The sequence below is a fragment of the Agromyces sp. Y575 genome (assembly GCF_059445445.1).
In genome coordinates, this window is sequence record NZ_JCAIUI010000001.1 from 1 (window position 1) to 26047 (window position 26047).

Annotated in this window: 27 protein-coding genes, 1 tRNA gene and 1 rRNA gene; 24 read left to right on the forward strand and 5 right to left on the reverse strand. The window is 67.3% G+C overall.

Annotated elements, in window-relative coordinates:
* The 20 genes from rrf to AC1C2U_RS00100 form a co-directional block, all read left to right on the forward strand.
* A 5S ribosomal RNA gene (gene rrf / locus AC1C2U_RS00005) occupies positions 1 to 86 on the forward strand; the annotation flags it as partial.
* A gap of 671 nt (positions 87 to 757) precedes the next feature.
* Positions 758 to 1714: a hypothetical protein gene (locus tag AC1C2U_RS00010; RefSeq protein WP_495359677.1), complete on the forward strand. Its 957-nt coding sequence runs from the start codon at positions 758 to 760 to the stop codon at positions 1712 to 1714.
* Positions 1689 to 2723 (forward strand): HAD-IIA family hydrolase, encoded by a 1035-nt coding sequence (locus AC1C2U_RS00015; protein WP_495359678.1) that lies wholly within the window; start codon positions 1689 to 1691, stop codon positions 2721 to 2723. Before AC1C2U_RS00010 ends, AC1C2U_RS00015 begins: the two co-directional genes overlap by 26 nt.
* A gap of 97 nt (positions 2724 to 2820) precedes the next feature.
* Positions 2821 to 3027, forward strand: a complete 207-nt coding sequence (locus AC1C2U_RS00020; RefSeq protein ID WP_495359679.1) for a hypothetical protein — start codon at positions 2821 to 2823, stop codon at positions 3025 to 3027.
* Positions 3028 to 3030: 3 nt separating this feature from the next.
* Positions 3031 to 3840 (forward strand): TlyA family RNA methyltransferase, encoded by an 810-nt coding sequence (locus AC1C2U_RS00025; RefSeq protein ID WP_495359680.1) that lies wholly within the window; start codon positions 3031 to 3033, stop codon positions 3838 to 3840.
* Positions 3795 to 4751, forward strand: a complete 957-nt coding sequence (locus tag AC1C2U_RS00030; protein ID WP_495359681.1) for an NAD kinase — start codon at positions 3795 to 3797, stop codon at positions 4749 to 4751. Before AC1C2U_RS00025 ends, AC1C2U_RS00030 begins: the two co-directional genes overlap by 46 nt.
* Positions 4752 to 4774: 23 nt before the next feature.
* A complete protein-coding gene (gene recN / locus AC1C2U_RS00035) occupies positions 4775 to 6472 on the forward strand; it encodes a DNA repair protein RecN (protein ID WP_495359682.1) in 1698 nt (565 codons plus the stop codon).
* Positions 6473 to 6629: 157 nt separating this feature from the next.
* A complete protein-coding gene (gene pyrG / locus AC1C2U_RS00040; RefSeq protein WP_495360811.1) occupies positions 6630 to 8291 on the forward strand; it encodes a CTP synthase in 1662 nt (553 codons plus the stop codon).
* On the forward strand, positions 8284 to 8958 hold the full coding sequence (locus AC1C2U_RS00045) for an NUDIX domain-containing protein (RefSeq protein WP_495359683.1): 675 nt from the start codon (positions 8284 to 8286) through the stop codon (positions 8956 to 8958). The genes pyrG and AC1C2U_RS00045 overlap by 8 nt, the downstream gene beginning before the upstream one ends.
* On the forward strand, positions 8955 to 9857 hold the full coding sequence (gene xerD / locus AC1C2U_RS00050) for a site-specific tyrosine recombinase XerD (protein WP_495359684.1): 903 nt from the start codon (positions 8955 to 8957) through the stop codon (positions 9855 to 9857). Before AC1C2U_RS00045 ends, xerD begins: the two co-directional genes overlap by 4 nt.
* A gap of 41 nt (positions 9858 to 9898) precedes the next feature.
* A complete protein-coding gene (locus AC1C2U_RS00055) occupies positions 9899 to 10786 on the forward strand; it encodes a ParA family protein (RefSeq protein WP_495359685.1) in 888 nt (295 codons plus the stop codon).
* The gene (locus AC1C2U_RS00060; protein WP_495359686.1) at positions 10770 to 11600 is read left to right on the forward strand and encodes a segregation and condensation protein A; all 831 of its coding nucleotides are present in this window, start codon (positions 10770 to 10772) and stop codon (positions 11598 to 11600) included. Before AC1C2U_RS00055 ends, AC1C2U_RS00060 begins: the two co-directional genes overlap by 17 nt.
* Positions 11560 to 12321 (forward strand): SMC-Scp complex subunit ScpB, encoded by a 762-nt coding sequence (gene scpB, locus AC1C2U_RS00065; RefSeq protein WP_495359687.1) that lies wholly within the window; start codon positions 11560 to 11562, stop codon positions 12319 to 12321. Before AC1C2U_RS00060 ends, scpB begins: the two co-directional genes overlap by 41 nt.
* Positions 12314 to 13141, forward strand: a complete 828-nt coding sequence (locus tag AC1C2U_RS00070; protein ID WP_495359688.1) for a pseudouridine synthase — start codon at positions 12314 to 12316, stop codon at positions 13139 to 13141. The genes scpB and AC1C2U_RS00070 overlap by 8 nt, the downstream gene beginning before the upstream one ends.
* Positions 13138 to 14220 (forward strand): prephenate dehydrogenase, encoded by a 1083-nt coding sequence (locus AC1C2U_RS00075; protein ID WP_495359689.1) that lies wholly within the window; start codon positions 13138 to 13140, stop codon positions 14218 to 14220. The genes AC1C2U_RS00070 and AC1C2U_RS00075 overlap by 4 nt, the downstream gene beginning before the upstream one ends.
* A complete protein-coding gene (gene cmk / locus AC1C2U_RS00080) occupies positions 14217 to 14909 on the forward strand; it encodes a (d)CMP kinase (protein ID WP_495359690.1) in 693 nt (230 codons plus the stop codon). The genes AC1C2U_RS00075 and cmk overlap by 4 nt, the downstream gene beginning before the upstream one ends.
* Before the next feature lie 41 nt (positions 14910 to 14950).
* A complete protein-coding gene (gene der, locus AC1C2U_RS00085) occupies positions 14951 to 16465 on the forward strand; it encodes a ribosome biogenesis GTPase Der (protein WP_495359691.1) in 1515 nt (504 codons plus the stop codon).
* 7 nt (positions 16466 to 16472) lie between these two features.
* Entirely contained in the window at positions 16473 to 17117 is a 645-nt protein-coding gene (locus AC1C2U_RS00090; RefSeq protein ID WP_495359692.1) for an SRPBCC family protein, read from the forward strand.
* Complete coding sequence (locus AC1C2U_RS00095; protein WP_495359693.1) at positions 17114 to 17830, forward strand: DUF4166 domain-containing protein; 717 nt, start codon at positions 17114 to 17116, stop codon at positions 17828 to 17830. The genes AC1C2U_RS00090 and AC1C2U_RS00095 overlap by 4 nt, the downstream gene beginning before the upstream one ends.
* 5 nt (positions 17831 to 17835) lie before the next feature.
* Positions 17836 to 18072, forward strand: coding sequence for a DUF167 domain-containing protein (locus AC1C2U_RS00100; RefSeq protein ID WP_495359694.1), 237 nt, complete (start codon positions 17836 to 17838; stop codon positions 18070 to 18072).
* A gap of 29 nt (positions 18073 to 18101) precedes the next feature.
* Here AC1C2U_RS00100 and AC1C2U_RS00105 read toward each other — a convergent pair whose 3' ends face one another.
* Positions 18102 to 18740 (reverse strand): GNAT family N-acetyltransferase, encoded by a 639-nt coding sequence (locus AC1C2U_RS00105; RefSeq protein WP_495359695.1) that lies wholly within the window; start codon positions 18738 to 18740, stop codon positions 18102 to 18104.
* A gap of 178 nt (positions 18741 to 18918) precedes the next feature.
* Between AC1C2U_RS00105 and AC1C2U_RS00110 the strand changes: the two genes are divergently transcribed.
* From AC1C2U_RS00110 to AC1C2U_RS00120, 3 genes are all read left to right on the forward strand, one after another.
* Positions 18919 to 19050 carry a hypothetical protein gene (locus tag AC1C2U_RS00110; RefSeq protein WP_495359696.1) on the forward strand — a complete coding sequence of 44 codons (132 nt, stop codon included), beginning with the start codon at positions 18919 to 18921 and terminating at the stop codon, positions 19048 to 19050.
* Between the two features lie 328 nt (positions 19051 to 19378).
* Positions 19379 to 19546, forward strand: a complete 168-nt coding sequence (locus tag AC1C2U_RS00115; protein ID WP_495359697.1) for a hypothetical protein — start codon at positions 19379 to 19381, stop codon at positions 19544 to 19546.
* Between the two features lie 110 nt (positions 19547 to 19656).
* Positions 19657 to 20760, forward strand: coding sequence for a type I restriction endonuclease (locus AC1C2U_RS00120; protein ID WP_495359698.1), 1104 nt, complete (start codon positions 19657 to 19659; stop codon positions 20758 to 20760).
* A gap of 45 nt (positions 20761 to 20805) precedes the next feature.
* On the opposite strand, the gene AC1C2U_RS00125 is transcribed toward AC1C2U_RS00120, so the two are convergent.
* Positions 20806 to 22560: a pyruvate dehydrogenase gene (locus AC1C2U_RS00125; protein ID WP_495359699.1), complete on the reverse strand. Its 1755-nt coding sequence runs from the start codon at positions 22558 to 22560 to the stop codon at positions 20806 to 20808.
* A 238-nt stretch (positions 22561 to 22798) separates the two neighbouring features.
* Here AC1C2U_RS00125 and AC1C2U_RS00130 point away from each other — a divergent pair.
* A tRNA-Pro gene (locus AC1C2U_RS00130) sits at positions 22799 to 22875 on the forward strand.
* A gap of 192 nt (positions 22876 to 23067) precedes the next feature.
* Here the strand turns inward: AC1C2U_RS00130 and AC1C2U_RS00135 are convergent.
* The 3 genes from AC1C2U_RS00135 to AC1C2U_RS00145 all read right to left on the reverse strand — a co-directional run bounded on the left by AC1C2U_RS00135 (position 23068) and on the right by AC1C2U_RS00145 (position 26046).
* Entirely contained in the window at positions 23068 to 23820 is a 753-nt protein-coding gene (locus AC1C2U_RS00135; RefSeq protein WP_495359700.1) for an SDR family NAD(P)-dependent oxidoreductase, read from the reverse strand.
* Positions 23817 to 25328, reverse strand: a complete 1512-nt coding sequence (locus AC1C2U_RS00140; RefSeq protein ID WP_495359701.1) for an APC family permease — start codon at positions 25326 to 25328, stop codon at positions 23817 to 23819. Before AC1C2U_RS00140 ends, AC1C2U_RS00135 begins: the two co-directional genes overlap by 4 nt.
* A 205-nt stretch (positions 25329 to 25533) precedes the next feature.
* Positions 25534 to 26046: a hypothetical protein gene (locus tag AC1C2U_RS00145; RefSeq protein WP_495359702.1), complete on the reverse strand. Its 513-nt coding sequence runs from the start codon at positions 26044 to 26046 to the stop codon at positions 25534 to 25536.
* Position 26047 lies beyond the last annotated feature (1 nt).

The window sequence follows — 26047 nt, forward strand, 5'->3', positions numbered from 1 at the left end:
GACACATTCCGAACCCGGAAGCTAAGACTCGCAGCGCCGATGGTACTGCAGGGGGGACCCTGTGGGAGAGTAGGACACCGCCGGACAATCATTAAGGAGAGTGGCCACCCGAAGAGGGTGGCCATTTTTCGTTAACGGGTCGCTTACAATGCGGCCCAGTACGGTTGAGTCCCATGAGGACTCCACACTCGACGGGACTATCGTGAGCGACTCCAGGCATGATTCGGCAGACCAGGGACGCCAAGATCGAGGCGATCAGCGCGGCCGGAGTGGCGACGGAACCGCTCGTGGAGTTGGGGGCGGTCGACCATCCTCAGGAGCTCGTGACGGTTCGGCGTCAAAGCGCCCGAATGGTGACGCGAAACGTGCCGGCGGCTCTGGCGATGCGAAGAAGCCCTACGGGGACCGTGATGCGAAGCGTCCGTATGGCGATCGTGATGCGAAGCGTCCGTATGGCGATCGTGATGCGAAGAAGCCGTACGGGGACCGTGATGCGAAGAAGCCCTATGGGGACCGTGATGCGAAGAAGCCCTATGGGGACCGTGATGCGAAGCGTCCGTATGGCGATCGTGATGCGAAGCGCCCGTATGGCGATCGTGATGCGAAGCGCCCGTATGGCGATCGTGATGCGAAGCGCCCGTATGGCGATCGTGATGCGAAGAAGCCCTACGGAAGCCCGTCGCGCGGCGGCCGACCTGACGGTCGCGACGAGCAGCGTGACGCGCCTCGCGAGACGTACGGTGCGGCCGAGTTGCAGGTGCGTCCGCGCCACGACGCCCCGGAGATCGACGAGTCCATCGAAGCGCGCGATCTCGACAAGGGCGCTCGCGCCGAACTCAAGACCCTGAGCAAAGACAACGCGGACTGGGTGGCGCGCCACCTCGTCGCGGCATCCCAATTGCTCGACGATGACCCGGAGCTCGCACACCAGCACGCGCTGTCGGCGGCACGCCGGGCCGGCCGAGTCTCGGTCGTGCGCGAGACCCTCGCGATCACCGCGTACGCGACCGGTGACTTCCCGCTCGCCCTCCGCGAGCTGCGCACCTACCGTCGGATCTCCGGAAGCAACGACCAGTTGCCGCTCTTGGTCGACAGCGAGCGCGGCGTTGGGCGCCCCGACCGTGCACTCGAAGTCGGGCGTGCGGTCGATCGGTCGACGCTGCCGGCCGCGGTGCAGGTCGGACTCGCGATCGCGATGTCGGGTGCACGTCTCGACCTCGGTCAGCCTGAGATCGCTCTCGCCGAACTCGAGATCCCGCAACTCGAGCCCGACCGGGCGTTCTCGTACAGTCCTGCGCTCTTCGCCGCCTACGCGGAGGTGCTCGAGGAACTCGGCCGAACGGCTCAGGCGAAGGAGTGGCGTGCTCGCGCCGATCGCGCTGAAGCCGCCCTCGGAGGCCCCGCCGAGGCCGAGTCGATCGAGATCTTCGAGATCGAGATCGACGACACGGTCGAGCCGGAAGAACCGAACACGGTCGAGCCCTCGACTGACGAGTCGGTCGCTGACGAGTCAGTCGCCCAAGATGCGGCTGAGTCTGAACAGACTGAACAGACATCCACCGCGCCGAACGCGGATACCGATGTGGATGTGGATGACGAGGACCCCGGCGCCGTGCTCGAAGACGACGTCGCAGCGGTGATCGCCGAAGGCGCAGCACTCGACGCCGACGAGAACGAGGGCACGCCCGATGGGCCTGTTTCGCGCGAAGACTGAGACGTCGACCCCGCTCGACGGGGTCGACGCCGTGCTCGCCGACCTCGATGGCGTCGTCTATGCGGGGGCCGATGCGATCCCGCGTGCCGTCGAGAGCCTCAACCGCGCCAAGCAGCACCGCGCGGTCGGGTACATCACGAACAACGCGTCGCGAAGCGACGCATCCGTCGCCCGTCATCTTTCCGAACTCGGCCTCGATGTGGTGCCGGCGGACGTCGTCACCTCGCCGCAGGCTGCGATGAGCCTGCTCGACCAGCAGGTGGCGCCAGGCGCGCTCGTGTTCGTCGTCGGCGGAGAGGGTATCGTCACCGAACTCGAGAAGCGCGGATACCGTGTGACACGATCGGCCGACGACGCACCCGACGCGCTCGTGCAGGGGTTCACGCCCGATATCGGTTGGAGCGATCTTGCTGAGGCGAGCTTCGCACTGAACGCGAACGGCGGGCCGGATGCCGCGACGCCGGGTATTCCCTGGATCGCGACGAACATGGACTGGACGATCCCCGTTGCCAGAGGCATCGCCCCCGGCAACGGCACCCTCGTCTCGGCGGTGCACACTGCAGTCGGTCGGTTCCCGCTGGTCGCAGGCAAGCCCGAGACGCCGATCTTCGACGAAGCCAGGCGCCGGTTCGCCGCCGAGCGGCCTCTCGTGGTCGGAGATCGGCTCGACACCGACATCCTGGGCGCGAACCGCGCCGGCATGCTGAGTGCGATCGTGCTCACCGGGATCGACCGCGCGAAGCATCTGCTGGCCGCTGATGCGTCGAGCCGGCCGGACTTCATCCTCGCCGACCTCGATGGGCTCCACGAGCCGTACCCGGCGACTGAAGCGGTTCGCGGCGGCGCCGTACGTGTCGGCGCAGCTCGGGTTCGAGTGGCCGGCAATCGTGTCGAGATCGTCGATGAGGGCGATGGCGGCATCGACCTGCTTCGAGCGGCGTGCGCAGCGATCTGGCAGTCCGGCACGTCGATCCACGTACTCGAGGTGCCGGAGCGCCTCTACACCTGACCGGCGGTCGTGCCATCATCGGAACTCCGATGTGTGGAAACCGAGCAGCGCCGATGTCATCGACCCGAGCGTCGGTCTGTCGGGGTAGCGTTGAGGGGTGAGCACAGAACCCGATCGAAGCCGCGAGGCGAACACGCCCGCAGTGTCGAGCGCTGGTGAGTTCGGTGAGGCATCCGAAGCGACACCCGGGCTGCTCGCCGACATCGAAGCGCGCCCGCTCTCCGAGCGTGCCGAGGGCTATCAGAGCCTCGCCGACCGGTTGCGCACTCAGCTCGAGCAGTCCGACCCGTCGCTGCGTTCCTGACGCATGACCGAACAACGCCTCGACGCGGCCCTCGCGGCTCGCGGGCTCGCACGCTCTCGCACTCACGCCGCAACGCTGATCGCTTCGGGTGTCGTGACCGTCGACGGTCGCCCCGTGACGAAGGTCGCAACGAGAGTCGGCGACGAGGCGCGACTCGGGGTCGCGGCATCCGACCACTATGTGAGCCGCGCAGCGCACAAGCTCATCGCCGGCCTCGATGGATTCGACGTCGACGTCGAAGGCCGCGTCGTCCTCGACGCGGGAGCCTCGACCGGGGGATTCAGCCAGGTGCTGCTCGAGCGCGGTGCACGCCACGTGCTGGCGATCGATGTGGGCCACGACCAGCTCGCACCAGAACTCGTCGGGCAGACACGACTCGTGCTCGTCGAGGGCTGCAATGTGCGCCACCTCGACGCCGCACGCCTCGCCGAGCTGACCGGCATCGACGAGCGACCATCGCTCGTCGTCGCCGACCTGTCGTTCATCTCCCTCACGGTGGTGCTCCCGGCGTTGAAGGCGACGGCGTCGGATGGTGCGGACTTCGTGCTGCTCGTGAAGCCGCAGTTCGAAGTTGGGCGCGGAGGCGCGCGTGAAGGCGTGGTTCGCGATGCCGGGCTCCGCTCCGAGGCGGTTTCGAACGTGCTCTGGGCAGCCTTCGACGAGGGGCTCGGCACGGTCGGCGTCCTGTCCTCCCCAATCGCGGGTGGTCACGGAAACCTCGAATACCTCGTGCATCTGAGCGCGGTGCGCGGTGCGAGTCCGACAGAATGGACAAGTCGGGTCGACGAACTGGCAGGAAGGGCGAAGGCGTGAATGACGCACGGCGCTTCCTCGTGGTCTCGCACACCGGCCGTCAGGCAGCCCTCGAGGCGACGAGCGAGGTGTGCGCGCAACTGCTCGCGGCCGGCGCCGTCCCGGTGATCGCGGCCGAGCACTGGGATGACGTTCATGACTTCGTGCCCGAGCTCAACGGCGAGGTCGAGCGGTTCGAAGAGACCGACCCTGCCCGTGTCGAACTCGTCATCGTGCTCGGTGGCGACGGCACGATTCTGCGTGCAGCCGAGATCATGCACGACTACCCGATTCCACTTCTCGGCGTGAATCTGGGCCACGTGGGATTCCTCGCCGAGAGCGAACGCGATGATCTCGGCTACACCGTGGGCCGGGCACTCGCGCGGGACTACACCGTCGAAGAGCGGATGACCCTCTCTGTGCGAGCGAAGGTCGGCAACGCCGTCGTCTACGAGAGCTGGGCGCTCAACGAGGTCACCGTCGAGAAGGCCGAGCGCGAGCGGATGCTCGAGGTCGTCATCGAGGTCGACCGGCGGCCGCTCTCGTCGTTCGGCTGCGATGGCGTCGTGATGTCGACGCCGACCGGCTCCACCGCCTACTCGTTCTCGGCCGGTGGCCCGGTCGTCTGGCCGAGCCTCGAGGCCTTGCTGCTCGTACCGCTCAGCGCCCATGCACTGTTCGCGCGTCCGCTCGTCGTCGGCCCCGAGTCGTCGCTCGCGGTCGAGATCCTGCAGCGTACCGAGGCATCCGCAGTCATCTGGTGCGACGGCCGTCGCACCTACGATCTGCCGCCCGGGGCTCGGGTCATCGTGCGCAAGTCCCCGGTGCCTGTGCGCCTCGCGCGGCTTCACGAGGTGCCGTTCACCGATCGCCTGGTGAACAAGTTCCAGCTCCCGGTCACCGGGTGGAGGGGACCGGTGGGGCGTGAGTGAGGCAGCGATGATCGAGGGCAGCGATGATTGAGGAGCTCGGCATCCGTGACCTCGGTGTCATTGCCGAGGCCACTCTTCCACTCGGTCCGGGGTTCACAGCGGTGACGGGCGAGACCGGTGCCGGCAAGACCATGGTGGTGACCGCCCTCGGGCTGCTGCTCGGCTCACGCGCCGACGCGGGCTCCGTGCGCGCCGGTGCCAAGCAGGCTTGGGTCGAAGGGCGCTGGTTGGTGCCCGACCACGGTGCGATCGCCGAACGCGTGGCCGAGACGGGTGGTGAGGTCGAGGCAGGGGAGCTGCTGCTGGGGCGCTCGGTCTCCGCCGAAGGGCGCAGCCGTGCCGTGGTGGGCGGTCGCAGTGCGCCGGTCGGCGTGCTCGCCGAACTCGGCGACGAACTCGTCGTCGTGCACGGGCAGGCCGACCAGCAACGGCTCCGTTCCGCGGTTGCTCAACGTGAGGCGCTCGACCGTTTCGCGGGGCAGGGCCTGCAGACCGTTCTCGAGGCGTACCGCACGGCCTTCAACGCCTGGCGAACGGATGCCGCCGAGCTCGATCGCTTGCGCGAGGCCCACGACGCCCGCACCCGTGAGGCAGCGGACCTGCGCGCTGCGCTCGACGAGGTCGAATCGGCGGACCCCCAGCCCGGTGAAGACACCGAGCTGCAAGAGCGCGCCGATCGCCTTTCGAATCTCGAAGAGCTCCGCCTCGCAGCTGCGCAGGCACGCACGCTCATCTCGGCTGAAGACGTCGTCGATGATGCACCTGACGCCGTCGCGCTCGTCGACGGGGCGCGTCGGCATCTCGAACGGGTGTCCGAGCACGACCCGGCCCTGCAGCCGATCGCCGAGGTGTTGACGAACGCTGGATTCCTCCTCGCAGATGCTGCGGCGGAGTTGTCGGGGTACCTCGCCGGTCTCGATGCCGATGGCGCTCGCGAGCTCGAGGTCGTCCACGAACGACGTGCGCTGCTCGGGGGGCTCATTCGCCGGCACGGCAGCCTCGACGGGGTGATCGAGTTCCGCCGCACCGGGGGGCTGCGACTCATCGAGCTCGACAGCGATGATGAGCGCATCGAAGGGCTCGAGGCATCCGTCACCGCGCTCGAGGCCGAGGTCGATCTGCTTGCCGAGCGGCTCACCGCCGTGCGCACCGAGGCTGCCGGCCGTCTGGCCGCCGCGGTCACGAGCGAGCTCGCAGCGCTCGCGATGCCCGATGCCCAGTTGACGGTCTCCATCGAGCGGGCGCCCGAGGCGGTCGTGCATGGGCGAGATATCGTGTCGATCCTGCTGCGCCCACATCCGGGTGCTGAACCGCGGCCGGTCTCGCGCGGTGCATCCGGCGGTGAACTCTCGCGGGTGATGCTCGCAATCGAAGTCGTCATCGCGGGCAGCGATCCGGTTCCGACGTTCGTCTTCGACGAGGTCGACGCGGGTGTCGGCGGTGCCGCGGCCATCGAGATCGGTCACCGGCTCGCCCGGCTCGCCGAGCGTTCGCAAGTCATCGTCGTCACCCACCTCGCACAGGTCGCCGCATTCGCGACGAACCACCTGAGCGTCGTGAAGGGCACCGACGGGCAAGTGACCTCGTCGAGCGTGCGCCAGCTCGCCGGAGCCGAGCGAGAGGCCGAGATGGCACGGTTGCTGTCGGGGCTCACCGACTCGGAGAGCGGACTCGCGCACGCGCGAGAGCTGTTGGAGATCGCCGCAGATCGAGCGGCGTGACGCGCGGCCGAAGGCCGTGCGTGATGGGGGATCGACCGGATCCCGACAAGAGATAGGGGAGCGCGTGGGGCATGTCGGGGCGAACGACCGGGAACGTGAGTTAGACTATAAGCCCGTGGTGGATGAACGCGGAACAGCTCCTTCGAGCACAGACAATTTGAACGGCACGACCAAGCACATTTTTGTGACCGGTGGTGTCGTTTCTTCGTTGGGCAAGGGACTCACGGCGGCGAGTCTCGGCAATCTCCTGACAGCCAGGGGCCTCAGAGTCGTCATGCAGAAGCTCGATCCCTATCTCAACGTGGATCCGGGCACGATGAACCCGTTCCAGCACGGTGAGGTATTCGTCACCGACGACGGCGCCGAAACCGACCTCGACATCGGGCACTACGAGCGGTTCCTCGACATCAATCTGAGCCAGGCGGCGAACGTCACGACCGGTCAGATCTATTCGACGGTCATCGCGAAAGAGCGGCGCGGCGAATACCTCGGTGACACGGTGCAGGTCATCCCGCACATCACCGATGAGATCAAGCGGCGCATGCGGCTGCAGGCCTCGGAGTCGCCGAAGCCCGACGTCATCATCACCGAGATCGGCGGCACCGTCGGCGACATCGAGTCCCAGCCGTTCATCGAGTCCGCCCGCCAGGTGCGACACGAGCTCGGCCGTAAGAACGTGTTCTTCGTGCATGTCTCCCTCGTTCCCTTCATGGGCGCATCGGGTGAGCAGAAGACGAAGCCGACGCAGCACTCCGTCGCAGCCCTTCGCTCCATCGGCATCCAGCCCGACGCACTCGTGCTCCGCAGCGACCGGCCGGTCACCGAATCGAACAAGCGCAAGATCGCACTGATGTGCGACGTCGACGAGGTGGCTGTCGTCAACGCGGTCGATGTGCCGTCGATCTACGAGATCCCCACGATGCTGCACGATCAGGGGCTCGACTCGTACATCATCGACGCGCTCGGGCTCACCGCGGCCGACGTGGACTGGTCGGGCTGGAGTGAGCTGCTCGAGGTCGTGCACGAGCCGAAGCACGAGGTGACGATCGGTCTCGTCGGCAAGTACATCGACTTGCCCGACGCGTACCTCTCGGTGACCGAGGCGCTCCGGGCCGGCGGGTTCGCGAACGACACGAAGGTCAAGATCGAGTGGATCCCGTCCGACGAATGCCAGACGCCGGAGGGCGCCCAGAAGCACTTGGCCCACCTCGACGGCATCTGCGTGCCCGGCGGCTTCGGCGTGCGCGGCATCGAGGGCAAGCTCGGCGCCCTGCATTTCGCCCGTGAGAACGGCATTCCCGTGCTCGGCCTCTGCCTCGGTCTGCAGTGCATGGTCATCGAGTACTCGCGCAACGTGGCCGGGCTGCCCGGCGCGTCGTCGAGCGAGTTCGATCCCGACACCGAGTTCCCCGTCATCGCGACGATGGAGGAGCAGGTCGAGATCATCGCCGGCGGCGACCTCGGCGGCACCATGCGCCTCGGTCTCTACCCCGCCGCGCTCGTCGAAGGGTCGATCGCGGCCGAGCTCTACGGTTCGACCGAGGTCTCCGAGCGGCACCGCCACCGCTACGAGGTCAACAACGCGTACCGCGATCGCATCGCAGAGGCCGGCCTGACCTTCTCGGGCATGTCGCCCGATCGTCACCTCGTCGAGTTCGTCGAGTTGCCGCGTGACGTGCACCCCTTCTACGTCGGCACCCAGGCGCACCCCGAGTTGCGCAGCCGCCCGAACTCTCCGCACCCGCTGTTCCGCGGCCTCGTCGGCGCTGCGCTCGAGCGCCAACAGGCGAGTCTGCTGTTCGACGTCAACAATGACTGATCCGCACGACACCGGCGTCGGCGAGGGGCGAGAGCCGCTCGCCGACGAACTGGTCGAGGTGCCCATCGTCACGAGCGAGCGGGTCTTCGACGGTCGCGTGTGGGATATCCGTCGTGACGCCTTCGAGTTCGGCGGCGAGACGATCGTGCGCGAGTACATGGACCACACCGGCGCCGTCGGTGTGCTGGCGCTCGACGACGACGACCGTGCATTCCTGATCAAGCAGTACCGGCATCCGGTTCGCATGCGCGACTGGGAGATCCCCGCGGGGCTGCTCGACATCGACGGTGAAGACCCGCTTGCGGCCGCGAAACGCGAGCTGGCCGAAGAGGCCGACCTCGAGGCATCCGATTGGGCGGTGCTCACCGACTTCGCAACCTCACCGGGCGGCAGCGACGAACTGATTCGGATCTACCTCGCTCGAGGGCTCTCGGCCACCGCCGACGCGTTCGCACGCGAGGCTGAAGAGGCTGACATGGAGACGCGCTGGGTGCCGCTCGACGAGTGCGTCGACGCGGTGCTCGAGCGGCGCATCCACAATGCGCCGCTCGCCATCGCGGTGCTGGCCGCCGCTGCGGCACGCGCACGCGGCTGGTCGAGCCTCGGACCGGCGGATGCCCCGTGGCCGGGTCGGCACGTCGGCCGCTCGGAGCCGTCGCGGCGATGAGCCGCACGCCGGTCGACGACTATCTGCGGCATCTCGCCGTGGAGCGGGGACTCGCGCGGAACACCATCGCCTCGTATGGTCGCGACCTCGTGATCTACGCCGACTGGCTCGCTGCTCGTGGCATCGCGGGGCCGGCTGCCGTGACGGAGCAGGATCTCAGCGACTTCATCCGTTTCCTCGGCGCCGAACGAGTGCCGACGTTGGCGACTTCATCGATCGCTCGTGTGCTGTCGGCGGTGCGAGGCCTGCATCGATTTCTCACCGATGAAGGGATCGTTCCCGCAGACGTGTCACGCGAACTGCGCCCGCCGAAGCTGCCCATGCGCCTGCCGAAGGCGATCCCGGTCGACGATGTCGAGGCGCTCATCGCCGCGGCCCGCGGTGAGGAGCCAACGGATCTCCGCGACACGGCGCTGCTCGAGCTCCTCTACGCCACGGGGGCGCGGGTGTCCGAAGCGGTATCGCTGAACGTCGACGACCTCGTCGACCAAGAGGTGGTGCGGCTCTTCGGCAAGGGGGGCAAGCAGCGCGTCGTGCCGCTCGGAAGCTACGCCCGGCGCGCGGTCGACGCGTACCTCGTGCGGGCTCGGCCGTTGCTCTCCGCACGCGGCTCGGCGACGCCCGCGCTCTTTCTCGGCGTGCGCGGCAAGAGGATGTCGCGGCAGGCCGCGTGGGAGGCGATCCGTGACGCCGCCGAGACGGCAGGGCTCGCGACATCCGTTTCACCGCACACTCTGCGGCACTCCTTCGCGACGCATCTGCTCGAAGGCGGTGCGGATGTGCGCGTCGTGCAGGAGCTGCTCGGGCACTCCTCGGTCGCGACGACGCAGATCTACACCCTCGTCACAGCCGATACACTCCGGGAGATGTACACGGCGGCCCACCCGCGTGCTCGATAGAATCAACCAAGCACCCGCACAGCCCAGAAGAGAGTGGACACGTGACGCACCAGAAGCGCGACTCAGCGAACGGAATCGCAACGCTTCCGCCAGAGCTCGGTCCCACTGGTCGTCCCCACCGCGAATTCCCCGAGCCCAGGGCGCTGAAGACGCATGGACCGGCGCGCATCATCGCCCTCTGCAACCAGAAGGGCGGGGTCGGCAAGACGACCACGACGATCAACCTCGGAGCCACGCTCGCCGAGTACGGTCGCCGCGTGCTCGCGATCGACTTCGATCCGCAGGGTGCGCTCTCAGCAGGACTCGGCGTGCAGACGCACGACGTGCCGACGATCTATGATCTGCTGCTCTCCCGCAATCTCGACCCGGCCGATGTGATCCAGAAGACCGGTGTCGAGAACCTCGACGTGATTCCCGCGAACATCGACCTCTCCGCGGCCGAAGTGCACCTCGTGACCGAGGTCGCCCGTGAGCAGATCCTCGCCGGCGTGCTGCGCCGGGTCGCCGATGACTACGACGTGATCCTCATCGATTGCCAGCCGTCGCTCGGCCTCCTCACCGTCAACGCACTGACCGCGAGCCACGGAGTCGTCATCCCCCTCGAGTGCGAGTTCTTCGCGCTGCGCGGCGTGGCGCTCCTCATCGAGACGATCGACAAGGTGCGCGACCGGCTGAACCCCGCCATCGAACTCGACGGCATCCTCGCCACGATGTACGACTCGCGCACGCTGCACTCGCGTGAGGTGCTCGAACGGGTTGTCGACGCGTTCGGCGAGAAGGTGCTCGAGACGGTCATCACGCGCACGGTCAAGTTTCCCGACGCGACCGTCGCAGCGACCCCGATCACAGAGTTCGCTCCCGAGCACCAGGCGTCGAAGTCGTACCGCCAGCTCGCCAGGGAGCTGGTGTTCCGTGGCGCGGTCGCCTGAGGCGGCTTCGGCCCCCGAGCAGCAAGTGCCCGAGGGGGGCTTCCGTGTCGCCCTCACCAACTTCGAGGGTCCGTTCGACCTCTTGCTCTCGCTCATCGCGAAGCACGAGCTCGACATCACCGAGGTGTCGCTGTCGGCCGTGACAGACGAGTTCATCTCCTACCTGCGCGGGCTCGATTCCGAGGAGGAGCTCGACCGGGCGTCGGAGTTCCTCGTCGTGGCGGCGACCCTGCTCGACTTGAAGGTCGCCGGGCTCCTGCCGCAGGGTGAACTCGTCGACGCCGAAGACGTTGCGCTGCTCGAGGCGCGTGACCTGCTCTTCGCGAGGCTCCTGCAGTACCGGGCGTTCAAGGAGGCTGCGCGGTGGTTCACGGGGCAACTCGAGCAGGAGTCGCTTCGGCATGCCCGCAACGTGCGGCTCGAGGAGAAGTTCCGCCAGCGTGCGCCCGAACTCGTCTGGACTCTCTCGGCCGAAGACTTCGCCGCGCTCGCGACGCTCGCGCTCACGCCGCGAGAGATTCCCATGGTGGGACTCGATCACCTGCACGCGCCACTCGTGTCGATTCGCGAGCAGGCCGCGCACGTCGTGGCGGTGCTCCGGCGCGGCGACCCTGTGACATTTCGCCAGCTCATTGCGGGGGTTGCGCAGCCGGGACTCGTCGTGGCGCGATTCCTCGCCGTGCTCGAGCTCTACCGTCACGCGGCGATCGGATTCGAACAGCTGGAACCACTCGGTGAACTGACCCTTCGCTGGTCGGCGGAGAATTGGTCGGATGAGAACCTCGAGAGCCTGGGGGCGGACTATGACGAGTGAGACGGATGTCGCGGCGATGAATCTCGATACCGGCGCAGAGCGCCCGAATCGACCACCGGAGTCGGCGGGGGAGGCCGACGGCCCCGAACTGTCGATCTCGACGCCGCTCGACGTGCCCGGGCAACCGGCGCTCGACCTCGACCGCGCCCTCGAGGCGATCCTGTTCATCGCCGACGAACCGCAGAGCGTCGTGTCGCTGGCGGCCGCGGTCGCACGGCCTGTGGCCGAGGTGCGTGCGTCGATCGCTCGACTCCGCGCGGACTACGACGGCACCGGCACTTCGGGCGAGCCGCGGACGGATGTCGCCGGGGAGCCCGAGGCTCGCGGCATCCGTCGCGGCTTCGAACTTCGCGAGGTGGGCGGTGGCTGGCGTTTCTACGTCCGGGCCGAGTACGACACCCTCGTGGCGGACTTCGTGCTGACGCAGTCGTCGACCAAGCTCTCGCAGGCTGCGCTCGAGACGCTCTCGGTGATCACGTACAAGCAGCCGATCACTCGGTCGCAGGTTGCCTCCATCCGCGCGGTGAACGTGGACTCGGTGGTGCGCACCCTGCTCGGTCGCGGACTCGTGACAGAGGTCGACACCGACCCTGAAACAGGCGCGATCCTCTACGGCACGACCGAGCTGCTGCTCACCAACCTCGGTATCAACTCGCTCGACGAGCTGCCGCACATCTCGCCGTTGCTCGACGACGGCCAGGAAGGATTCGACGTTGACTGACGCAACCAGCTGGAGCGGCGAACCGCCCGAGGGCGTTCGCCTGCAGAAGGTGCTCGCGGCGGCGGGCGTCGCGAGCCGTCGGGTCTCCGAGCAGTACATCACCGAGGGCCGAGTCGAAGTCAATGGCGAGGTCGTCACCGAGCTCGGGCGCCGCATCGATCCCGAGACCGACCTCGTTGCTGTCGACGGCGTTGCCGTGCAGCTCGACCCGGCGAAGCGCTACTACATGCTGAACAAGCCGCGCGGCGTGGTCTCGTCGATGCGCGACGAACAGGGCCGCCCCGACCTCACGCGCTTCACCGCCGACCTCGAAGACCGCGTGTTCAACGTGGGCAGGCTCGATGCCGAGACGAGCGGCTTGCTGTTACTCACGAACGACGGCGACCTCGCCCACGTGCTCGCCCACCCTTCGTTCGGCGTCTCGAAGACCTACATCGCGAAGGTCACCGGCCGAGTGAGCCCGCAGACCGTGCAGCAGTTGAAGAACGGCATCGAGCTCGATGACGGACCGATCAAGGCCGACCGTGCGCGCATCCTGCAGCAGCAGGGGGACGACGCGCATTCGATGGTCGAGCTGACGCTCCACTCCGGCCGCAACCGCATCGTGCGTCGCATGCTCGACGCCGTGGGGCATCCGGTCGTCGACCTCGTGCGCCGCAGCTTCGGGCCCCTGAACCTCGGCACGCTCCGATCGGGTGAGATGCGCGAGCTGACGAAGATGGAGCGTGGCGAGCTGCTCACGATCTCGCGGGCTGCGAACGCGCCCGCGGAAGCAACCGCGGATAACGCGGAAGCCGACGGGGAGGCGAAGGACGCGTGAGCGAATCACGCCTGGTCGGGCCGGTTCGCGTCGTCGGTGTCGGCCTGCTCGGCGCCAGCGTCGGCCTCGGTCTGCGGGCGAAGGGCATCGACGTGATCCTCGCCGACGCGTCGCCCACTCACCTCGCGATCGCCGTCGACTACGGTGCCGGCCGGCCGGCCGCACCCGGTGACCGGCCGCAGCTGATCGTCGTGTGCGTGCCACCCGATGTCACGGCTGATGTCGTGGCTGCAGAGCTCGATGCCTACCCGCAGTCGATCGTCACGGATGTCGCCAGCGTCAAGCTCGCCGTCTATGAAGACCTGAAAGCGCGCGGCGCCGATCTCTCGCGCTACATCGGCACGCACCCGATGGCCGGGCGCGAGCGCGGTGGCCCGATGTCGGGTCGCGCGGATCTGTTCCTCGGTCGCCCCTGGGTTGTCGCCGCGCACGGCGGCATCTCCTACCAAGACGGCTCGGCGATCGACGACCTCATCCTCGATCTCGGGGCCACGCTCGTCGAGCTCACGCCGGAGCAGCACGACGCGGCCGTCGCCCTCGTCTCGCACGTGCCGCAGGTGGTGTCGAGCCTCATGGCGCGCCGGCTCATCGAAGCCCCTCACGCTTCGGTGAACCTCGCTGGGCAGGGCCTGCGCGATGTCACTCGTGTCGCTTCGAGTGACCCTGAATTGTGGGTGCAGATCCTCGGCCAGAACGCCGCGCCCGTCGCCGAGATCCTCCGCGGCTACCGCGACGACCTCGACCGGTTCATCGACGCGCTCGAGAACATGGATGCGCCGGGCGCTCGTCGTCGAGTGGCCGAAGAACTCTTCGGGGGCAACACCGGTGTCGAACGGTTGCCCGGCAAGCACGGCGTCGATCGACGGTACTCGAGCCTCATCGTCATGATCGACGACCGGCCTGGTCAGCTCGCTCGACTCTTCCACGACGTCGGCGACGCCGGCGCCAACATCGAAGACCTCCGCCTCGAGCACTCGCCCGGGGCGCAGATCGGCCTCGCCGAGATCTCGGTGCTGCCCGAGGTGCAACAACACCTCACCGACGAGCTGGCCGCCCGCGGCTGGCGGATTGCAGGTTGAACGTGCCACCCGTCATCCCGTTCGTGGTCGCCATCGACGGCCCAGCCGGCAGTGGCAAGTCGAGCGTGTCCAAAGAGGTCGCGCGCCGGATCGGGTTCGGATTCCTCGACACCGGAGCGGCGTACCGCGCGTTGGCCTGGCATGCAGAGGCATCCGGGGTCGACACGGATGACGCGGCATCCGTCGCCTCGTGCCTGGACTCGTTCGAGTACCGCATCGGAACCGACCCGACCGGATACGCGGTGCACGTCGGCGACATCGACGTGACCGACGCGATCCGCGATCCGCAGATCTCGGCGGTGGTCAGCGCCGTCGCACGTGTCCCCGAGGTGCGTCGCCACCTCATCGAGCTGTTCCGTTCGATCATGGCGGCCGTTGACGCGCCCGGCATCATCGTCGAAGGACGCGACATCACGACGGTGGTGGCACCCGACGCCCCCGTTCGCATACTCCTCACAGCATCCGAAGCGGTTAGAATGGGCAGGCGCTCCTCCGAGCTTGCCGGATCCTCGGCCGAGGCAGTGGGGGAGCAGTTGCGCAAGCGCGATGCGGCCGATTCCAAAGTCGTGGACTTCATGACCGCGGCCGACGGCGTCACGACCGTCGATTCGACCGAACTCGACTTCGACCAGACAGTCGACGCGGTGATCGGCGTGATCCGCGCAGCGCAACCGGCGCTCGCACCGTAGTCGCGACGCGACCGGCGCACACAGATTTCAGAGGAGAGACCATGACCGACCAGGGCGAAGACTTCGACGCTCCAGACGACGACCTCGCGGAGCGTCTCGCCGATGTCGACGACGAGCTCGCCGAGCAGCGGGCGACCACGCTCCGGTCGGGGCTCGCCGACTACGCGCTCGACGACGACGACCTCGAGGTTCTCGAGCTCTCCGAAGAGGGCGAGGAAGCGATTCGCTTCCTCCCCGCACTGCCGGTGATCGCGATCGTCGGTCGGCCGAACGTCGGCAAGTCGGCCCTCGTGAACCGAATCCTCGGGCGCCGTGAGGCCGTCGTCGAAGATACTCCGGGCGTCACTCGCGACCGCGTGTCGTACAAGGGCGAGTACCTCGACCGACGGTTCACCCTCGTCGACACCGGTGGTTGGGAGCCCGACGCGAAGGGCATCGATGCATCGGTCGCCGCACAGGCCGAGGTCGCGATCGACCTTTCCGACGTCGTGCTCTTCGTCGTCGATGCCACGGTCGGTGCCACGTCGACGGATGAGCACGTCGTGCGTCTGCTCCGCAAAGCGGGCAAGCCGGTGTTCCTGCTTGCGAACAAGGTCGACGACGCGCGACAGGAGTCCGAGGCTGCTGCGCTCTGGAACCTCGGCCTCGGCGAGCCGCTCCCCGTGTCGGCCCTGCACGGTCGCGGCGTCGCCGACATGCTCGAGACCGTCTTCAAGGTGCTGCCGCAGGTCTCGGCTGTAGCGAAAGACGAATTCGGCGGACCGCGACGCGTCGCGATCCTCGGTCGCCCCAACGTCGGCAAGTCGAGCCTGCTCAACAAGACCGCCGGTGAAGAACGCGTCGTCGTGAACGAACTCGCGGGCACCACCCGCGACCCCGTCGACGAGCAGATCGAGTTGGGCGGCAAGATCTGGCGCTTCGTCGACACGGCAGGCATCCGTCGTCGCGTGCACCTGCAGCAGGGCGCCGACTTCTACGCCTCGCTGCGCACCCAGGCTGCCCTCGAGAAGGCCGAGGTCGCAGTCGTGCTGCTCGACGTCTCGCAGCCGATCTCCGAGCAAGACGTGCGCATCATCGACCTCGTGCTCGAATCGGGTCGCGCGCTCGTGCTCGCCTACAACAAGTGGGACCTGCTCGACGACGAACGTCGCCGCTATCTCGAACGCGAGATCGACCAAGACCTGCACCACGTGGCGTGGGCACCGCGCGTGAACATCTCGGCGAAGACCGGCCGGCACCTCGAGAAGCTCGTACCCGCCCTCGAGACCGCGCTCGAGTCGTGGGACACGCGCATTCCCACCGGCAAGTTCAACGCCTTCCTGACCGAGCTCACGCAGGAGCACCCGCACCCGGTGCGCGGCGGCAAGCAGCCCCGCATCCTGTTCGGCACGCAGGCAGCGAGCCGCCCGCCGACATTCGTGCTGTTCACGACCGGGTTCCTCGACCCGGGCTATCGCCGCTTCATCCAGCGGCGCCTGCGCGAGATCTACGGTTTCGAAGGCTCGCCGATCGTCATCAACATGCGAGTGCGCGAGCGCCGAGAGCGCGGCAGGTAGTCCACGGATGCCGCGGCGCCCGAGTCGTTCCCGTCGAGCGGGGGAGTCGGGTGATCGCGGCATCTACGTCGAGATCCTGGTGCGCGCCGAACTCGACGAGGTCTGGCGGCTCACGCAGGAGCCGGCGTTGCATTCGCGCTGGGACCTTCGCTTCTCATCGATCGTGCCGACGTCGCAGTTGCCCGAGGGCGGCTACCGGTTCGTCTACGAACGGTCGCTGGGCGTGCACACCATCACCGGCTCGGGCGTGTCGCTCGGCGAGCGTTCGCACGCCGACGGCGGCGCAACATCGGCGCTGCGGTTCGACACGGATGACCCGTGGTCGCCGATCCGCGCAGGACGCGGCTACTGGCGCTACGTGCCGACGCCCGATGGCGTGCGATTCCTCACGGGCTACGATTACGAGCCCGGATTCGGGCGGGCGACTGACCGGGTCATCCGGCCGTTCGTGCGGTGGATGACCGCGTGGAGCTTCGACCGCCTGCGGATCTGGGCGGAGACCGGCGTGGAGCCCGAACGGTGGCCCGTGGCATCCGTCATCATGTTCTGGCGCCGCGACCGGCCGCGAGCGCAGCGCTGTCGCACCGCCCCGCCGTCGCGGGGTGTGTTCGCGCACGGGCCCGACGCGCTCGACGCATTGGAGGAACCGTGACCGAGATCTCCGATGTGCCCGGCGTCGTGACCGTCGGCGCGGTGTTCCCTCGCGTGCTCGGCGAGGACTTCGACCGGCTGCATCCGATGATGCAGCGGCGGTTCGGTGTCTCGCTCGACGGCGGCTACGCCTGCATCGGCAGCGGCACGATGACGAGCATTCGGCGCGGGTCGTGGTGGACGGTGCCGTTCCTGCAGTTCGGGCGCCTTCGGAACATCCTGATTCCGGATGTCGGCAGTGAGGTGCCGTTCACGATCGAGAACCACCCGTACCTCGATCCGTTCGGTCGGGAGACTGTGACGTTCGTGCGCGAGTACCGCGTGCCCGGCCGTCGGCGGGCGAGTCGCTTCGACGCGACGATGGTGGTCGACCCTCGACGTGATGTCGTCGTCGACTACCTCGGAACGCACCAGCATCTGGCCGTCGATCTGACGCTTTCGGTGGAGCCTGACGGATCGCTGCTGCTGCGTTCGGGCGAGCAGAGATTTCGCGAGGGATGGATCGACTTCAGATTCCCGATGCTCTTCTCGGGCCGCGCCGAACTGCGGGAGCGGTTCGACGATGAGTCGGGCGTGTACCGAGTGAAGCTCGAGGTGCGCAATCGCGTGTTCGGCCTTCTCTTCGGGTACGAGGGGTGGTTCACGTGCGAGTTTCCGCGATCGGGTGACGTGCCCGCCGAGGCGCGCCCCAAGCGGCACGAGGCACGGTACTGATCGCGATGGACCTCACGATCAGGGTGAAGCCCGGCAGCCGCAAGGGGCCGCTCGTGGAGCCGAACGAGGGTGATGCGTCGGCGTCGGTCACAGTGTTCGTGCGTGAGCGCGCGATCGACGGCGCCGCGAACGAGGGCGTCATCGCCGCGCTCGCGACGCACTTCAGCGTGCCGCGCAGTCGTGTGCACATTCTGCGCGGGGCATCGTCGCGTGTGAAGCGCGTGCGCATCGACGTGGACTGACCGGCACCTGCTGCGACCCGACTACAGCCTCAATAGCGAGGAGCGCCGTCACTCCCCAGCACGACCTGCATGATCGCTCGGTCTGGCTTCGGCCGGGAGACCTCGGTGAAGCCCGCGCCCGCGAACATCGAGACCGTGCCGTGGAAGAGCGCATCGGCTGCCACCTTCGCACGCTTCGAGGGGTCGACGGCGTAGGCCTCGACGATGTACGCGCCACCCGCGCGCGCGAAGTCGACCGCCGCTTCGGCGAGCGCGCGACCGACACCGCGGCCACGTTGGCTTCGCGGTACGACGAAGCAGGAGACGGCCCAGACGCCGGCGTCGTCGAAGTCGGGGTGGGCGGTGCCGCCGGTGACGATGCGGCTGAGGCGGAGTCTGGGGAGATTGCTTCGCGGCTCGACGGCGCACCAGCCGACCGGTGTCTCACCGTCGTAGGCGATGAGTCCCGGCCCGGCGCCGGTGCTGTGCATCTGCGCCTGCAGGCGGTCGTGCAGGCCCTCATCGCCGATGCCCCGCCAATCGCTGCCCGGAATCTTGTACCACTGGCACCAGCAGTGCGCCGCGTCGCCGCGAGTGCCGAACACGGCCTCGACATCACCGAACGGTACGCCGCTCGCCGGAACGACCCGCAGCGGTGCGGGCTCGAGATCTTCGATCAGGTCGGTCATCACGTCTCGAGAGTAGCGCCGACCACTGACATCCGAGTCCGCGATCGGGGGCTATCGACAGCGCAAGCACCGCACCCGAAGGACCGCCGTGCGATCATCGTCTCGCTCACGCCATCCGCTCACGACATGATGCGCGACATGCAGCGCGACCACGCCGAGCTCTCGGCAGAGTTGCTGGGTGCCGTCGCACCGGCCGATCGCGACCCGCTGCTGCGGCGGCATCGATGCGATCGCCGGGCGGCTGCGGGAGCTCAGCGAGGCCGACGAGGAGCGCCGCTCGCTCGACGACACCAAGGCGGTGGGGGAGTGAGCGTCGGGACCGCGGCCCGGCCCGAGGCATCCGTTTGGCGACGCGTCGGTCGCTTCCTGAAGCGAGCGCTCCTGCTCGAACTCAGCATCTATGCGAGCATCGGCCGGTTCATTGCGCGCCGCCCGGCGGTGCCGCGCGGTGCGGCCGGGTTCGGCTATCACAAGCCCGTGGTGACGATCCTCATGCGGGCCTCGAGACTGACATCGCCCTCAGCTGGGATGACATCGCCTCGGTTGCGCGCGACCTGCAGGTCGACGAGCCGAAGTCGCCGAAGAAAGTCGGGACCCTTCGACAGGCTCAGGGTGGCGCGGATGCCTCGCGCACGCTTATGCTGCGCCTCAACAACGAGACCGACCTCGAGATCGAACTCGAACGCCTCACCATCGTGCGGCTGCCGGGGCACGGCGCGGCGGGCGGCGACCAGGCGATCACCGCCGTGCGCATCTGGGTCGACGATCCCGTGGCGTTCATGGACGAGGTGCGGAAGTACATCTGACCATCGTGTGCGGCCAACCGTGAGTGGACGCCCCTGTTCGGGGGGCCGCGGTGCGCTTTCATTCGCCGATACGCTCAGCCACATCTGTGTGCTCGGCGAAAGGATGCCCATTGGAGATCTCGGAACGGCTGTCAAGTCTCGCAAACAAGATCAATCAGCAAAGGCGCTCGATCGAGACAGAAGAAGCGACGAAGAATGCTTTCGTCATGCCGTTCATATCCTTGATTTTGGGTTACGACGTCTTCAACCCAAGTGAGGTCGTGCCCGAGTTCACTGCCGATGTCGGGATCAAGCGCGGGGAGAAGATCGACTACGCGATCGTCAAGGACGGCGAAGTCCAGATACTGATCGAGTGCAAGAAGATCGGTTCCGGATTGAGCCTCGCGCACTCGTCACAACTCTTCCGGTACTTCGCGGTGGCGAATGCACGCATCGCGGTGCTGACCGACGGCAATGAGTATCACTTCTACACAGATCTCGACGCGCCGAATCGAATGGATGATAAGCCGTTCCTGGTGCTCGATCTCACGGACCTCGACGAAACGTTGATCCCCGAGATTCAGAAGCTCACCAAGGACACGTTCGACATCGACTCGATCATCAGCGCTGCTGAGGAACTGAAGTACATCGGTGCGATAAAGCGTGTGCTCGCGGCGCAGTTTGCTAGCCCGGATGCAGACTGGGTGAAGGCGATTACGGCACGTGTTTACGATGGACCGATCACGCAGCGAGTACGCGATCAGTTCAAAGTGCTCGTGGCCAAAGCATCGAAACAGTTCCTCAGCGATCAAGTGAACGAGCGGATCAAAGCGGCACTGGGCGGTCCGGGCTATTCTCTGCAACGGGACGATGCATCCGTCTCCGGTTCGACCGCGAGTGAGCATGTGGCGGAGGCGAGTACAAAGGATGCCGCCGACGGAGACGGCATAAGCACCACGCTCGAGGAGTTGGAAGCGTTCCAGATCGTGCGCGCAATCGCCTGCAGCGAAGTGAAACCCGCTCGGATCGCGCAACGTGACACCAAGTCATATTTCGGCGTCTTGCTGGACGACAACAACCGAAAGCCGATCGCGCGCATTCACTTCAATTCAGGGCAGAAGTACATCGGCCTCTTCGATCGCGAAAAGAACGAGACGCGGCATCCCATCAGCGCTCTCGACGAGATCTATCAGTTTGCCGATGATATTCGCGAGACTGTCCACTTCTACGACTGAGCTTCGTCCCTACGACTGAAGCTGGCCGCTAGATTCGGAGAGTCCTCAGAGCCCGGGCAGGTGCCGAATGTTCGACCGCGCCATCGCCACTGCCTCGGCTGCGCCGCCGTGCAGCACTGTCTTCGACATCGCAAGCGCGAATCCCTTCACCTGGTCGCCCGTGATCGCGGGCGGCAGCGAGAGAGCCCGCGGATCGGTGACGATGTCGAGCAGCGCCGGCCCGTCGTGGGCGAAAGCGGTCGCAACGGCATCCTTCAGCGCGTGCGGGTCGTCGACGCGCTCCGCATGGAAGCCGATCGCCTCGGCGATGCCGGCGTAGTCGACCGACGGAACGTCGACGCCGAATGACGGGAAGCCGTCGACGAGCATTTCGAGCTTCACGAGCCCGAGGGTCGAGTTGTTGAACACGAAGATCTTGAGCGGCAGCTTGTACGCCACTGCGGTGTTCAGTTCGCCGAGCAACATCGAGAGTCCGCCGTCGCCGGCGATCGCGACCACCTGGCGGTCAGGGTAGGCGAACTGTGCGCCGATCGCGTGGGGGAGCGCATTCGCCATCGAGCCGTGGATGAACGATCCGATGATGCGCCGATCGGGGCCGGGGGTGACGTAGCGGGCCTGCCAGACGTTGCCCATGCCGGTGTCCGCGGTGAACACGGCGTCGTCGTCTGCGGCCTCGTCGATGAGCGAGATGGCGTACTCGGGATGGATCGGCGCGACCTTCGAGACATCCGTATAGGTGCCCACGACCGTGTCGAGCAGCTTGTTGTGCTTCTTCAGCATGCGATCGAGGAAGGCATGGTCGCTCTTCGGCGCCACGAGTTCGCTGAGTCGGGCGAGCGTGGCACGCACGTCGCCGTGCACGGGGTGCGCGACGCTGACGCGCCGGCCGAGGTGCGCGGCATCCGTGTCGATCTGGGCGATGACGACTTTCGCTGGGTCGGGCATGAACTGTTCGTAGGGGAAATCGGTGCCGATGAGCAGCAACAGGTCGGCATCGTGGACGCCTGCGTGTGCGGCGCCGTAGCCGAGCATGCCGGTCATGCCGATGTCGAAGGGGTTGTCGTACTGGATCCACTGCTTGCCGCGCAGCGTGTGGCCGACGGGCGCCTTGAGCAGCTCGGCGAACGCGACGACCTCGTCGTGGGCGCCCTCGACGCCGGCCCCCGCGAAGATCGCGACCGTCTTCGCCTTGTCGATCGCGGCAGCGAGGTGACGCACATCGGACTCGGCGGGCACGAGCGTCGCGGGTTCCGTGAGCACGAGCGACGGGAACGAAGCGGATGCCTCGAACTCCGCGACATCCCCGGGCATCACGACGACCGACACCCCGGAGTCCGCGATCGCGTGCCGCAGTGCCGAGTTGACGACCCGCGGCGACTGCGCGGCCGTCATGACCTGCTCGCAGTAGTTCGAGCACTCGACGAACAGACGCTCGGGATGCGTCTCTTGGAAGTACCCCGAACCGATCTGCGCACTCGGGATGTGGCTCGCGATGGCGAGCACCGGCGCGCCCGAGCGATGCGCGTCGTAGAGGCCGTTGATGAGGTGCAGGTTGCCAGGCCCGCAACTGCCGGCGCACACCGCGAGCTTGCCGGTGAGCTGCGCCTCGGCGGCGGCCATGAACGCGGCGGATTCCTCATGGCGCACGTGGATCCAGTCGATGCCGCCCTTCGCCTTGCCTCCCGAGCGACGCACGGCATCGACGATGGGATTCAGCGAATCCCCGACGATGCCGTAGATGTGATCGACTCCGGCATCGATGAGCTGGGCGACGAGCTGGTCGGCTATGGTGCGTGCCACGGTGTTCCCCCTCAGAGCTGCGAACGTGCACTCCAGTCTTGCGGGGATCGCGTGCGCGGTCGAGGGCTCCCAGCGGATCGTCAGTGGCTCGAGGAGGATGTCGTCTGTTGGTTGAGGGGAGCGAAGCGAGCGTCTCGAAACCCGGCGAGCCGATGCCCCGTGGTCCTCCGCTGTGCACGAGCACGCCTTCGGATGCCGCTATGATGGTCAAGTTGTCTTCGGGGAAATCCGATGGCATCGGGCTGTGGCGCAGCTTGGTAGCGCACTTGACTGGGGGTCAAGGGGTCGCAGGTTCAAATCCTGTCAGCCCGACCAGAAAGTCCCGGAAACTCAAGGGTTTCCGGGACTTTTGAGGTTAAGAGGTTTGATCCTCCTATCGAAAACCCATCACTTTCAGCCTTTCAGCACCCTTGATGCGGACGTGCCGTCCGAGACGGCCGTGTCATCACCGGTCGGAGCGGCGTCGTCGCCCGAGCAGAGGAAGGGCCGGCGTGTGCTGAAGCGGGACTACGCCGGGAAGGACGAGCGGCCCGTGTACCCGAAGTCCGAAATCAGACTCACGCCGTTCACGGCGCGGGCCTGACGCGATGCCAGGTAAGCGACCGACCACGCGACGTCTTCGGCCGACTGCAGCGGGAACGCCGGGGCGTCGATCGCCTCGTCGCCGAGCCCGCGCCTGGCCATCGGCGTGTCGACGATCGACGGGGCGACGCTGTTGACGCGGATGCCGGACTCGTCGTACAGCTCGACCGCGAGCGCCCGTGTGAGCTGCACGATTGCCCCCTTCGAGGCGTTGTAGGCGAGCATGCCCGGCACCGCGACGAAACCGGAGTCCGACCCGATGAGAGTGATGCTCGCGGCCTCGGACTTCTCGAGCCACGGCAGTGCCGCGCGCACGGCGAGGAAGGCGCCCACGACGTTGACGTCGAGCGCTTCGCGGAAGCCCGCGGCCGTGACCTCGCGCACAGAGGCTCCCATCTCGCCCTCCGTGCCGGCGCACACCACGAGCGCGTCGATCCCGCCGAGGCCTTCCGCGAGCGTGCTGACGGCGTGCTGGACGGCATCCTCATCCGTCACGTCGGCGGCCGCGTGCAGCACCGACTCGCTGAGTGATGCGGCGGCCGCCCCGAGCCGCTCGACGGAGCGGCCGATGAGGCCGACCGCCGAGCCGGCGTCGTGGAAGAGCCGTGCGCACGCGAGCCCGATGCCGGACCCGCCGCCGGTGACGACCACCCGCTGGGGCAGGTGTAGCCCTGTCATCGGTCTCCGGGCAATCCCGAAATCGTGTGATCTTCGGGCATCTCGGTGAAGTTCTCGAGGTCCGCATCGAGACCGCGATAGATGTCGGGCTTCCTCGCCTTCAGGTAGTACGCGTAGATGAGGCCGCCGACCACCGCGAGCACGAGGAGCCACGGCAGGAGCTGCACGTACAGCGCCTCCGACCCCGCCACGAGGGTGAAATTGAAGATCGCCATGATGCTGAACAGGAGGAGGGCGATGAACCCGATGCCTGGCGCGATGAACGTGCTCCACCACTTCGTGCTGCGCTGACGGCGGAAGTACACGACGACCGAGAGCGCGGCGATGGCCTGCACGATCATGATCGCGAGCGTCGCGAACCCGAGGCCTACCGGCACGAGCGTCAGCACGGGGGGCAGGGGGTTGCCGTCGGCGTCGGTCTCGACGAAGAGGGCGAAGATGCCGGCGACGATGATCGCGAAGACGAGGTTCACCAGGAGTGCACGCTGTGGTGCACCCTTGCTGTTGGTCTTCGAGAGCCACTGTGGCAGCACGCGGGCGCGTCCGAGGGCGAAGAGGTAGCGCGCGGCCGAGTTGTGGAACGCGAGCTGGGCGGCGAACAGGCTGACGACGAGGAGCACGAGTGCCACGACGCCGACGATCGGGCCGAGGTAGGCGTCGAGGAGGACGAGCGTCAGATCCCCCGCGGCCAGGCTGTCCAGCGCCGCTCCCTGCGCATCCGAGACGCCCAGGGCGCTCACGATCGCCCATGCGACGATCGCGTGCATGACGCCGATGATGATGATCGCCGCGTACGTGGCGCGCGGGATCGTCTTGCGCGGCTCGCGCGCCTCTTCGCCGAACAGCGCCGTCGCTTCGAAACCGATGAAGGCCGTCGCCACCATGAGGAGGCCGATCCAGATCGAGCCGCCGATGAGGATCTCGGGGCTGAACGCCTGCGTGATCGCCTCGATGCTGAATCCGGTCTGGACGAGCACCGAGATGGCGAAGGCGACCAGGATCAGCGTCTCGAGCACGAGTGCGACTCCGAGCACGATCGCGCTGAGGTGGATGCCTGACCGGGCGAGCAGGAACACGACGATGAACAGGACGACACCGCAGAGGTACCAGTTCAGCTCGAACCCGAAGAGCGCGGGAAGGACGACCGCGCCCGTGAAGAACCCGATGGTGCCCATGGCTCCCGCGACGAAGAAGTTGTAGCCGATTGTCGCGATGAGTCCCGTGACGAGACCCGCGGGCCGCCCGAGTCCCTTCACTGCGATGGCGTAGAAGCCTCCCGCGTTGACGAGATCCTTCGTCATCTGGGCGTAGCCGATGGCAAACAAGAGCAGCGCGAGCGCGACGATGACGACCGCGACGGGCGTGCCGCCGCCGTTGCCGAACGCGATCGCCAGCGGCAGCACGACGATCGCGACGGTGAGCGGGGCCACGGCCGCGAGCACCAGGAAGACGATCGAACTGACGCCGAGCTTGTTTCGGGCGAGGGTGCCGGAAGCAGGAGATGTCATGAAGACTCCAATGGTTGGGAGGGTGCGGAGCGCGTTCCCTCGGGTGGGAATGAAATCGGCTGCGGAACACCCGATACACGTCGTCGGGCATCGAGCAGGATCGTAGCCCCGGGCGGTGAGCCGACACACGGGGGAGGGGGCCATCCGTGCGTCTGGTGCGTCATCGTGTGCGTTCCCCGCACACGATGGGCGGTTTCGCAAGCGTTCACAGGACCACTGCGAGCGCCATGAGGACGGTTGAGGCGCCCATCGTGAGGTACTGCATCCGTTCGAGCACAGAGCCCGTGCGGGCGAGCCACAGCGATGCTCCGCCGTACCCCGCGGCGATGAGGAGCACGAGCGCCTGGGGCGATCCCGCCGCATGATGCCCCGACACGGCGGCACCCGGCGCGGAGGTCATGAACACCAGCAGCGCCGCCATGGCGATCAGCCCGACGCCCGCGTGCACTGCCATCGGCTCAGGACGCCGGCGGGGCCGTTCCGTGCGGGAGGCGCCTCGAACGCGCAACCACACGGCCTGTGCGAGGGCCGTGGTGACGAGCGCCACAGCCCACCTGATCGGCGCGACGACGCCGAAATGCGAGGCATCCAGCATCGCGACGATCATGAGGACGGATGCCGCGACCTCGCCCGCCCTCGTGCGCCCGCGGTCGGCGGCGACGCAGCATGCGCCGACCGCGGCAGGCGCGACGGCCCATGCGTGCAGGACCTCGACCACG

Bases quoted from the DNA above. Each gene is read 5' to 3' on its own strand.
- AC1C2U_RS00015 (WP_495359678.1), top strand. From the start codon at position 1,689: ATGGGCCTGTTTCGCGCGAAGACTGAGACGTCGACCCCGCTCGACGGG.
- AC1C2U_RS00025 (WP_495359680.1), top strand. From the start codon at position 3,031: ATGACCGAACAACGCCTCGACGCGGCCCTCGCGGCTCGCGGGCTCGCA.
- AC1C2U_RS00030 (WP_495359681.1), top strand. From the start codon at position 3,795: ATGGACAAGTCGGGTCGACGAACTGGCAGGAAGGGCGAAGGCGTGAAT.
- recN (WP_495359682.1), top strand. From the start codon at position 4,775: ATGATTGAGGAGCTCGGCATCCGTGACCTCGGTGTCATTGCCGAGGCC.
- AC1C2U_RS00045 (WP_495359683.1), top strand. From the start codon at position 8,284: ATGACTGATCCGCACGACACCGGCGTCGGCGAGGGGCGAGAGCCGCTC.
- xerD (WP_495359684.1), top strand. From the start codon at position 8,955: ATGAGCCGCACGCCGGTCGACGACTATCTGCGGCATCTCGCCGTGGAG.
- scpB (WP_495359687.1), top strand. From the start codon at position 11,560: ATGAGAACCTCGAGAGCCTGGGGGCGGACTATGACGAGTGAGACGGAT.
- der (WP_495359691.1), top strand. From the start codon at position 14,951: ATGACCGACCAGGGCGAAGACTTCGACGCTCCAGACGACGACCTCGCG.
- AC1C2U_RS00090 (WP_495359692.1), top strand. From the start codon at position 16,473: ATGCCGCGGCGCCCGAGTCGTTCCCGTCGAGCGGGGGAGTCGGGTGAT.
- AC1C2U_RS00100 (WP_495359694.1), top strand. From the start codon at position 17,836: ATGGACCTCACGATCAGGGTGAAGCCCGGCAGCCGCAAGGGGCCGCTC.
- AC1C2U_RS00105 (WP_495359695.1), bottom strand. From the start codon at position 18,740: ATGACCGACCTGATCGAAGATCTCGAGCCCGCACCGCTGCGGGTCGTT.
- AC1C2U_RS00115 (WP_495359697.1), top strand. From the start codon at position 19,379: ATGCTGCGCCTCAACAACGAGACCGACCTCGAGATCGAACTCGAACGC.
- AC1C2U_RS00135 (WP_495359700.1), bottom strand. From the start codon at position 23,820: ATGACAGGGCTACACCTGCCCCAGCGGGTGGTCGTCACCGGCGGCGGG.
- AC1C2U_RS00140 (WP_495359701.1), bottom strand. From the start codon at position 25,328: ATGACATCTCCTGCTTCCGGCACCCTCGCCCGAAACAAGCTCGGCGTC.